Origin of the sequence: Methyloceanibacter sp., assembly GCF_041573655.1 — a bacterium.
Lineage (GTDB): Bacteria > Pseudomonadota > Alphaproteobacteria > Rhizobiales > Methyloligellaceae > Methyloceanibacter.
In genome coordinates this window covers 1-9,576 of record NZ_JBFFQD010000063.1, presented here as the reverse complement: position 1 = coordinate 9,576, position 9,576 = coordinate 1, and the positions used below count along the sequence as shown (strand labels likewise).

Below are 9,576 nucleotides of genomic sequence, written 5' to 3'. Positions count from 1 at the left end.
TGAGTTGAGCAAGAACAAGAACAAAAAAAGCACAAAACAAGAGATGAGACTGCCGAGTATCAATGCCCAAGTCGCACCGCTGGTGCGCAAGATTATCGACAATGCCGAAGCACTGCGTGTCGCAGTGACCAAAGGCTCGCTGGGCGAAACGCTGATCGATTGCGGCGTGGACGTCGTCGGTGGACTGGAAGCCGGTCGGCTTCTTTCGGAAGTATGCCTTGGTGGGCTTGGTCAGGTGACGTTCCAAACGATCGACACCGACAAGCCTTGGCCATTCATGGTGACCATCCACACCAGCCAGCCGGTGCTCGCCTGTCTCGGCTCGCAATATGCGGGCTGGAGTCTGTCCGCCGACGTAGATGGCAAGAAGTTCAACGTGCTCGGCTCTGGGCCGGCCCGTGCCATCGGCTCCTCGGAGAAGCTGTTCGACGAACTCGGCTATCGCGACAAGGCCGACAGCGCCACGATCGTCATCGAGGCGGACAAGGCGCCGCCCGCGGCGCTCGTCGAGGAGATTGCCAAGGCCTGCAAGATCAAACCGGCGCAACTGACGATCCTGTTTGCGCCGACGTCGAGCCTTGCCGGCACCGTGCAGATCGCCGCGCGCTGTCTCGAGGTCGCGCTGCATAAAGCGCACGAGCTGCACTACCCGCTTGCGGACATTGTCGACGGGATCGCCACCGTGCCCGTGCCGCCGCCAACGCCCGGCTTCATCGAGGCCATGGGGCGCACCAATGACGCCATCATCTATGCCGGTTGCGTCCAGCTTTTTGTGACTGGCGATGCCGACGCGGCCAAGAAACTCGCCAATGAACTGCCGAGCGCCAATTCGAAGGACTACGGCAAGCCCTTCGCCGAAACGTTTGCCGCAGTGAAAGGCGACTTTTATCAAATCGATCCGATGCTGTTCAGCCCCGCCAAGGTCATTGTGAGTTCGCTTGACACCGGCGAGAGCTTCCACAGCGGCAAGATCGACGACGCCGTGTTGCAGCGCTCCTTCACCACCTGATCGCTAATGACAGCCAAGACGACCACCAATCCGTCCATCGTCCTGTTCGGCGACGGACGCGATTGGCATGGGCGGAGCCTGTTACGCGCCTTCAAGCGCCGGGGCATCAAGCCGGTCGTCGCGCCGCTGGCGCGTTGCGGCTTCTCCACGGAGACCGCGACGGGACTCGCCATTCTGGGCCTTGGCGACCATCGGCCTGAAGGCGCCTTTGTGCGTTTCATTCCCGGCGGCAGTTTCGAGCAGGTGACGCTTTATCTCGGCCTGCTGCATGGCTTGCGCGAGCTCGGCGTCACGGTGTGGAACGATGCGCGCGCCATCGAACGCTGCGTGGACAAGTCGACCACCACCTTCTTCTTGCAAAAGGCGGGGCTGCCGACGCCGCGCACCTTCGCTGGCGTTGATCGCGCGAATGCAGAAGAGATCGTCACGCGCCTTGCCGCGGAGGGTCACCGGCTGGTGCAGAAGCCGCTGTTTGGTGCGCAAGGCGAAGGCTTGCGGCTGATTGAGAGCCCCGCGGATCTGTCGCCGCCCGAAGAGGTGGAGGGCACATACTACCTGCAAGAGTTCGTGCCGACGCCGACGGATCGCTATCAGGATTGGCGGCTCTTTGTCTGCGCGGGGCAGGTCATTAGCGCTATGATCCGTCATGGGCCCAGTTGGATCACGAACATCAAGCAAGGCGCGCGGGCTAAGGCGGCGATCCCGAGCCAGGACCTTACCGAACTTGCGTTGCGTGCCGCGGCCTGTGTCGGCGCCGACTATGCCGGTGTCGACATTATCCAGGCGCCCGACGGGCAGTTCCTGGTACTGGAGGTGAATTCCATGCCGGCGTGGAACGGACTTCAGCGTGTGACCCGGTCCGGCATCTCCGATCAGGTCGTCGATGCGTTTCTCGCCGCGTGCTTGCCTCCGGCCCTCAGCCACGCCGAAGAGGAAGCGTGACGTCCGGCCTAAGCCCAGAGAAGGTTTCCCAGCTTTTCCTTGACGCTTGCCTTGCCGAACTCGATGCGCTGAAGCCGGGCAATGTGCACCGCTTTGCCGACGGTCATGGGATGAGCGTGGCCGATTTCGAGAAAAGCGCCGCCGCGGCCGCGCCCGCGATGGGGGACGCCGGGCTAGACCTGGGCGCCCGCATCGAGCAGGCGGTGGCGGCGACGCAGGTAGCCGTCGGTCAGAACACAAATCTCGGCATCATCCTTCTGGCCGCGCCGCTGGCCCAGGCGGCACTCGCCCCCCTCCCCGGCAACCTTCATGCGCGGCTCCGCGCCGTCTTGGACAGCCTCACGGTCGAGGACGCGCGTGCCGCCTATCGCGCCATCCGCACCGCCGAGCCCGGCGGGCTCGGGAACGCGCCCGCGCACGACGTGGCTGGCGAGCCGGACGTCACATTGCTGGAAGCCATGAGCGCGGCGGAGACGAAGGACAGAATTGCATGGAACTACACACATGGCTTCGTGGACATCTTCGACCTCGGACTGAAATGGCTGGAGGGCGGCCGACGGCGCTGGGGCTCGGTCCACTGGGTGACGACCTACGTCTATCTGGGTTTCCTGGCCCATATCCCCGATACGCTGATCGAGCGCAAATTCGGGAGCGAGGCCGCAAGTGAGGTGCGCGACGAGGCACGGCCCATCGAGGCCGGTCTGTCCCAATGCGCCGCGCCTCAGGACATGGCCGCCCCGCTGCACGCATTCGACGCCTCTTTAAAGGAACGGGGGCTGAATCCGGGGACTTCCGCCGATCTCACCGTGGCGACCCTGTTCGCGGCCGCGCTTCAGGGCCTGTAAACCACCCCCTCGGGAAAGACCAAACGGCGGCAAAATCTGCCAATATCGGCTTGCATCCCTGCCGCCCGGCCTTATGTTCACCAGCGCGGAGCTCTGACTACGAGTTGCGACGGCGTATCGCCGGGCTATGGGCCGGCGGTGCCGTTTTGTTAGTTTTTAGACCACGTCTCAGTATTTAGGGAGGGGTTGGCTCATGGCCAAAATCACCGGTGTTTGCGTTGGCGAGTCTCTCGTCGGCGACGGTAACGAAGTTGCTCATATCGATCTGTTGATCGGTCCCCGCGGTAGCGCCGTCGAGACGGCCTTCTGCAACGCGCTGACCAACAACAAGGATGGTTTCACGACGCTGCTCGCAGTTGTCGCGCCGAACCTGCTCTGCAAGCCGGCAACGATCCTTTACAATAAGGTCACCATCAAGAACGCCACTCAGGCCGTTCAGATGTTTGGCCCTGCGCAGTACGCCGTGGCCAAGGCCGTGGCTGACTCCGTGGCCGAGGGTGTGATCCCCGCCAACGAGGCAGACGATCTGTATGTCTGCGTTGGCGTGTTCATCCATTGGGAAGCCAAGGACGACAAGAAGATCCAGGACTTCAACTACACGGCTACCAAGGAAGCCATCGCCCGCGCCGTTGCCGGCGAGCCGAAGGCCTCCGACGTGACCGCCAAGAAGGATTCCGCAGCCCATCCTTTCGCCGCTGGCTGAAAAGGAGAGGACCCCGATCGGGATGCTCCCGGCGGAGAATGTGGGCCGGGCCCGATTCGGCGGTTGCTGAAAAAGCTTGGTTTCTAAGACACAGGGCTAACCGCCCATCAGACCTGAGATCGCCGCTCTCTCACGAGGGCGGCGATTTCTTTTTGGCCAAGGGCGCCCGAATGCAGCGCCGTCGCGGCCAGCGCGCCGCGGGCGCCGCGCTTCTCCACCGCGGCGAGATCGTCGAGGCCGGCGACGCCTCCGGCCACATAGACCTCCCGGCCATCGGCGCGCTGTAGCGTCTCCTCCAGGCGCGCCACGTCGGGGCCCGTCTCGGTCCCGACACGCCCCAGGCTCATCAATATCACCCGTTTGGGCCATAGGGCCGGATCGGCCAGGAGCCGTTCGGGGCCGCGTAGGCCCTGCTCGTCGAAATCGAGCGACAAGACGACGTTCTGGCCGAACGCCGCGCGCAAGTCCTCCCAGGCGGCGAGATCAGCAATCGTCTCGCTGCCGACGACGAGGGTGGCGCCAAGCGGCAGCCAGGCGGCGCAGTCACCCACTTGCGCAAAACCCGCATCGATCCACAATTCCGTGCCCGGAAGCGCTTGGCCGAGATGGCGGCACATATCGAGGTTGCGGCCCCGGCCCAGAATGGCATCGAGATCGGCGATATAGAGCGCCGGCGAAAACGTGATGCCCAGCAGCGCCCGGGCGATGGCCGCGCCGTCGTGGGGCGGCCCGAATGGCGTGGCGATGGGCCGGTATTCGGCCCGCTTGCCGGCATGTGCATGCTTGCCCGCGCGCGCGTGGACGACTAACCCATCCTTGAGGTCGAGCACGGGGATGACAGCGAAGTCTTGTGCCAGCGTGGCCGTGGTGAGCTCTGATTGAAGCGTCATGGCGGTACGGGCCTCTTGTCGCTCCTTTTATCATGACTTGGATTGAGGGCTGAATGAGAGCGTCTTTAGGGTGGGATTTAGGCGGCGCCAATCTAAAGCTGGCGCGGGCTGAGGACGGCCGGGTCGTTTCGGTGGCGCAAATCCCCTGCCCGCCCATCGCTGATCCCGAAAAATTCAACCAGGCCCTCAACGAGGCGCTGGAGACTGCGCCCACGAACGGCCGGCACGCGGTCACCATGACAGGCGAGCTGTCGGACGTATTCCCCTCGCGGGCAGCGGGCGTCGCCTATCTCACAGGGCTGATGCAAAAGACCACTGGCGCGGACACGCTGTTCTACAGCCTGCGCGATGGGCTGATCGGCGCCGATCAGGTGCGTGACGCCTGGCAGACCGTCGCCTCGGCCAATTGGCATGCCAGCGCCACGCTCGCCGCAAAGCAGCAAGAAGACGGGCTTTTCGTGGATGTGGGGACCACGACGACCGACCTCATTCCCTTCAAAGACGGCAGCGCCAACGCCGTGGGCAAGACGGACGGGGAACGCATGACCGAGGGCGAACTGATCTATGCCGGTGTGGTGCGGACCCCGGTGATGGCGATCGCGCAGGAAGCGCCCTTCATGGGACGCCTACAAGGCATTGCCGGCGAGCGTTTTGCCACCATGTCGGACGTCTATCGCTTGACCGGCGAATTGCCGGTGGACGCCGACCCCTATGAGACGACGGACGGGCGAGGCAAGGACCTGGACGAAAGCGCGACCCGCCTGGCGCGCATGCTGGGCCGGGACGCCGACGAGGCGGACTTCATCGCCTGGAAGGCGCTGGCGCACTTTCTGGGCCGGCGCCAGCTCGACCGGATCGAGGCCGACGCCAAAGTGCTGATCGCCCGCGAGAGCCTCCGCGCCGAAGCGCCCGTCATCGGGGCCGGCTGCGGCCGGTTCGTGGCCCAACACTTGGCTAAACGCCTGGATCGCCCCTATCGGGACTTTGCCGAGATCATCGATTGCGCGGACGATGCGCGTGAAATGGCCGCAACCTGCGCACCCGCCGTGGCCGTGGCGCTGCTTGTATAGTGGCGTCCTGAGGCCCAGATGGAAGGGGCAGAACATTTGGCCGGCCCTGGCCTTTCCCCCCGAATCCGACAAAAATGGCGTTTGCAACGCGTTGTTTGCACCGAGAAGAGGACAGCCAGTTTATGCCCAGCGACAGCGGCCCCATCGACCACCACGAGGATATTGTCTATCCGTCGGCGATCCCGTTCGTCCTGGTTCACCTCGCCTGTTTCGGCGCGATCTGGTCGGGCGTCACCTGGGAATCTCTGATTCTATGCGTGACGCTGTACTGGCTGCGCATCTTCGCCATCGGCGCCGGGTACCACCGGCTGTTTTCGCACCGCGCCTTTTCCACCAGCCGGGCTTTCCGGTTCGTCCTGGCCGTGCTGGCCCAGAGCACCTCGCAAAAAAGCGTCTTGTGGTGGGCTTCCAAGCACCGCCATCACCATTTGCATTCCGACACCGAGCTCGACGTACACTCCCCGCGGCACACGGGCTTCCTTTACAGCCACCTGGGATGGATCTTCGCGCGGCGGCACGACACGTTCGACGAGGATAGCGTCGCCGATCTCATGCGCTATCCGGAGTTGCGGTGGCTGCACAAATTCGAGCTGCTACCGGCGGCCCTCCTCGCGCTTCTGTGTTTCCTGATCGCCGGTTGGCCGGGCCTGTTCGTCGGCTTCTTCTGGAGCACGGTGCTCGTTTATCACGGCACGTTCTGCATCAACTCGCTGGCCCATGTGAGCGGCCGCAAGCGCTACGTGACGGGCGATGATTCCCGCAACAATTGGCTCTTGGCCATCTTCACCATGGGCGAAGGCTGGCACAACAATCACCACGCATTCCAATCAAGCGTCCGGCAGGGCTTTCGCTGGTATGAGTGGGATCCGACCTATTACATCTTGAAGGCACTGTCTTGGACCGGCCTTGTTTGGGATTTGCGTATGCCCCCGAAGCAAGTCGTTCGAAACGAGCACGGTCTCGGCGCAAGCGTGATCAACCGCGCGGCCGAACAGCTCGCAGGCCATTTCAACTCGGAGAAGATTGCGAGCTCCATCGCCACTGCCCTGCACAGGCCGGAACTTGCGGCCCTGCGAGAGCAGCTCGCCCGCGCCCAAGACCGCTCGGCGGACGTCTTGGCGGCCATGCATCTCCCGCAAGTTCCGCACATGCCGAGCCGCGATGAGCTTGCAGCCAAGGCGCGCACGATGTTTGCCAAGACGAAATCCTTGGAGAAGATCGCGGACCGGGCCTATGAGGTGCTACTGACCTCGGTGGGCGCGAAGCTCATGGCCGGCGCCGAAAGCCAGCCAAGCGCCTAAAGCCTGACGCGTTGCCCTGACACTCTGATGGTGCGGCCGATCGTGCTAGAACAGCACGGCAAGGAAGACCCAACCAAGGAGCGTCACATGCGTATTCTCCCCCTTTGCGCCACTGCCCTGATTGCTAGCGGTCTTGTTCTTGGACTTCGTGCTCACGATGCGCAGGCCAGCCCGCTTCCAGCCATGACATCGGCGATGACGTCGTTTTCAGCCGATATGACAGCGGTTGAGAAAGTCGGCTGGCGCCGGCGCTACTACCTCCGTCATGGGGTTTGGCCAACACGGGGCCGCAATGCGTATGATGAGGAAACCGGCGTGGTGGCCGCGCCCGGAGAGCCCATCATCCTCGCCCCGGTTCGTCCGCGCAGTTGCGGCCAGTACCGCTTCTGGAACGGCTATGCGTGTGTGGACGCGCGCTTCAACGACCCCGATCTCGGCTTTGTCGAGTAGATTGAGGTTCCCGCCGGCATGATGGCCTATGTCGCACTCTTGCGCGCCGTCAATGTCGGCGGAACCGGTAAGCTGCCAATGTCCGAACTCGTGGCCATGTGCGAGGGCCTCGGGTTCTCGTCCGTGAAAACCTATATCGCCTCGGGCAACGTGGTGTTCTCAACGAGGGCGCGCGAAGGGACCGTCAAAGCAAAGCTCGAAGAGGCTTTGCACAATTACGCCGGCAAGCCCGTGGGCGTCATAGTGCGGACGGCGGCCGAGATGGCGGCGGCACTCGCGCACAACCCCTTTCCGAATGCCGCGCCGAACCGAACGCTCGCGATCTTTCTCGATGCGCCGCCGCCGGACGATACGCTGGATACGCTGTCGGGACGGAAAAACGAAGAGGTCGCGCTCGGCGTCCGCGAAGTCTACGTGAACTACGGCGACGGCATGGGGACATCGAAGCTAAAGATCCCGGCGGCGAAGACCGGCACCGCACGCAACATGAATACGATCGCCAAGCTCGCGGCGATGGCGGCAGCGATCTAAGGCGCAGCCCCACGCATGGGGGCCGCGCCTTGTCTCGTTACGCGCGGTTCAGCACGACCGGCACGGGCCGGCAGACCGTGTTGCACACGGGAGAGTGGGCCTTCGCGGCCGCCAGCAGATCGTCAAGCTCTTCATCCGTGCAGTCCGCCTCGATGTGCATGCGGATGCGGATTTCTCGGTAGCCGGGCGATACTTCGGGATCGAGGCCAAGCAGACCGTAAAGGTCGATGTCCCCTTCCAACTCGGTGGAGAGCTTTTCGATGGTGATGCCGCGCATGGTCGCGTGCAGGATCAGCGTGGTGGTGACGCATCCGGCGAGGCCATGCAGGAGAAACTCGACCGGGTTGGCACCTTCGTTCTTGCCGAGCAGCACGGGCGGCTCGCCATTCACGAATTCGAAGTCGGCCGTGCGGGAGTCGTCCTCGCGTCCCACGCCATAGAAGCCGCGGATCGTGGACCGGTTCTCACCGCCGTCCACCCAGACGTTGCGCGCTCGAAACTGGAACTTGGCCAGACTGGCGTCCGCTTTCAGGGCCGCGACCGTCTCCGTCGCAGCCTGCACGTCCAAACCGTTCATCGTGACCGTCTGCTGCATATTCATGGTCTCCTCCTTCTTGGCTCCGGCCAGCCGCCGATCGGCCGGCCGTCTACCCGAGAAGGTAGAAAGGCCATGCCCCGAGGCTCAGGTCGCTTTTCGTCAAAAAGGGTCCATTCGTGCCATAATCGGCCCATGCCCCAAGAGACCGAGGCCATCGATGCTCTGATCGTGGCCGTGCCCGAAACAGCGGGTTCGGCCCTTTACGGCATGGTCGATGTGCTGGCGGCGGCGGGTAGCCTCTGGCAGGCGTTGGCTGGCGCCGAGCCCGACGCGCGCTCCATAAGGCCACGCATTGTCTCGCCCCTCACGAAGCCGTTCGTCTGTGGCAACCGGGTGCCGGTAGCCCCCGATTTGGACATCGCCGATGATCCTCAGGCGGAGATCGTCATCCTGCCGGAACTGTGGCTGGCGCCGGACGATGACTTCAAAGGGCGCTACCCGGCGCTTCTGGACTGGGTGCGGCGCCGTTACCATGACGGCAGTGCCATCTACTCCGCCTGCTCCGGCTCGGTGATGCTCGCCGCGACCGGGCTCCTCGACAACAAGGAGGCCACGTCACACTGGGGCTACGCGGACCTGTTCCGCAAACACTACCCACAAGTGCGATTTCGGCCCGAACCCGCACTGGTCTTCGCCGATCCTGCAGGCCACATCGTCACCGCGGGCGGCACCACCTCATGGCACGATCTCGCTATTCATATTATCGCGCGGCATTTGAGCCCCGGCGAAGCCATGCGCATCGCCAAAGTCTATCTGCTGAAATGGCACAACGAAGGTCAGCTGCCTTACGCCGCCTTGGTGCGCCAGCAACCGCATGCCGACTCCGTGGTCCGGCAATGCGAGGATTGGCTCGAAGCGAACTGCCGTGCCGCTGATGCGGTCACCCAAGTCGTCGCGGTCTCCGGTATCCCTGAGCGCACGCTCAAGCGGCGATTCAAGGCCGCGACAGGCACGACACTGATCGGCTATGTGCAGAACCTGCGTGTGGAAGAAGCCAAGCGGCAGTTGGAAACCGAGGCGATGTCCTTCGAGGCCATCGCCGCCGACCTCGGCTACGAGAACCTCGCCTTCTTCCGCCGGCTCTTTAAGCGCGCCACCGGCCTGACACCGGGTCAGTATCGCAAGATGTTTCGCCCATTGATGGGCGCGAACGATGCTCCCAAACCGCGCGCCTAGTCCGCGTGCTTGTAGAAGTCCTCGATCTTCTCCACGAGGATGCGCCACGCCTCGCGCTCGC

11 protein-coding genes are annotated in these 9,576 nt (G+C 63.7%); 9 read left to right on the top strand and 2 right to left on the bottom strand.

The features are described from left to right. The first annotated feature begins 43 nt into the window (after positions 1-43). From mch to fae, 4 genes are all read left to right on the top strand, one after another. A complete protein-coding gene (mch, locus tag ABY454_RS11245; protein WP_372930730.1) occupies positions 44-1,009 on the top strand; it encodes a methenyltetrahydromethanopterin cyclohydrolase in 966 nt (321 codons plus the stop codon). A gap of 6 nt (positions 1,010-1,015) precedes the next feature. Next, positions 1,016-1,951 carry an ATP-grasp domain-containing protein gene (locus tag ABY454_RS11240; protein WP_372930729.1) on the top strand — a complete coding sequence of 312 codons (936 nt, stop codon included), beginning with the start codon at positions 1,016-1,018 and terminating at the stop codon, positions 1,949-1,951. Continuing rightward, the gene (locus ABY454_RS11235) at positions 1,948-2,796 is read left to right on the top strand and encodes a triphosphoribosyl-dephospho-CoA synthase (protein ID WP_372930727.1); all 849 of its coding nucleotides are present in this window, start codon (positions 1,948-1,950) and stop codon (positions 2,794-2,796) included. The genes ABY454_RS11240 and ABY454_RS11235 overlap by 4 nt, the downstream gene beginning before the upstream one ends. Positions 2,797-2,989: 193 nt before the next feature. Continuing rightward, a complete protein-coding gene (fae, locus tag ABY454_RS11230) occupies positions 2,990-3,499 on the top strand; it encodes a formaldehyde-activating enzyme (RefSeq protein WP_372930725.1) in 510 nt (169 codons plus the stop codon). Between the two features lie 107 nt (positions 3,500-3,606). On the opposite strand, the gene ABY454_RS11225 is transcribed toward fae, so the two are convergent. Further along, complete coding sequence (locus ABY454_RS11225) at positions 3,607-4,389, bottom strand: HisA/HisF-related TIM barrel protein (RefSeq protein WP_372930724.1); 783 nt, start codon at positions 4,387-4,389, stop codon at positions 3,607-3,609. A 53-nt stretch (positions 4,390-4,442) separates the two neighbouring features. Between ABY454_RS11225 and ABY454_RS11220 the strand changes: the two genes are divergently transcribed. From ABY454_RS11220 to ABY454_RS11205, 4 genes are all read left to right on the top strand, one after another. Then, positions 4,443-5,459: a hydantoinase/oxoprolinase family protein gene (locus ABY454_RS11220; protein ID WP_372930722.1), complete on the top strand. Its 1,017-nt coding sequence runs from the start codon at positions 4,443-4,445 to the stop codon at positions 5,457-5,459. Between the two features lie 122 nt (positions 5,460-5,581). Further along, positions 5,582-6,760 (top strand): acyl-CoA desaturase, encoded by a 1,179-nt coding sequence (locus tag ABY454_RS11215; protein ID WP_372930721.1) that lies wholly within the window; start codon positions 5,582-5,584, stop codon positions 6,758-6,760. An 87-nt stretch (positions 6,761-6,847) separates the two neighbouring features. After that, a complete protein-coding gene (locus ABY454_RS11210; RefSeq protein WP_372930720.1) occupies positions 6,848-7,210 on the top strand; it encodes a hypothetical protein in 363 nt (120 codons plus the stop codon). 18 nt (positions 7,211-7,228) lie between these two features. Then, positions 7,229-7,741, top strand: coding sequence for a DUF1697 domain-containing protein (locus tag ABY454_RS11205; protein WP_372930718.1), 513 nt, complete (start codon positions 7,229-7,231; stop codon positions 7,739-7,741). A gap of 37 nt (positions 7,742-7,778) precedes the next feature. On the opposite strand, the gene ABY454_RS11200 is transcribed toward ABY454_RS11205, so the two are convergent. Continuing rightward, on the bottom strand, positions 7,779-8,342 hold the full coding sequence (locus ABY454_RS11200) for an OsmC family protein (RefSeq protein WP_372930716.1): 564 nt from the start codon (positions 8,340-8,342) through the stop codon (positions 7,779-7,781). Positions 8,343-8,471: 129 nt separating this feature from the next. Between ABY454_RS11200 and ABY454_RS11195 the strand changes: the two genes are divergently transcribed. Beyond that, positions 8,472-9,515, top strand: a complete 1,044-nt coding sequence (locus tag ABY454_RS11195) for a GlxA family transcriptional regulator (RefSeq protein WP_372930714.1) — start codon at positions 8,472-8,474, stop codon at positions 9,513-9,515. The last annotated feature ends 61 nt before the right edge of the window (positions 9,516-9,576 follow it).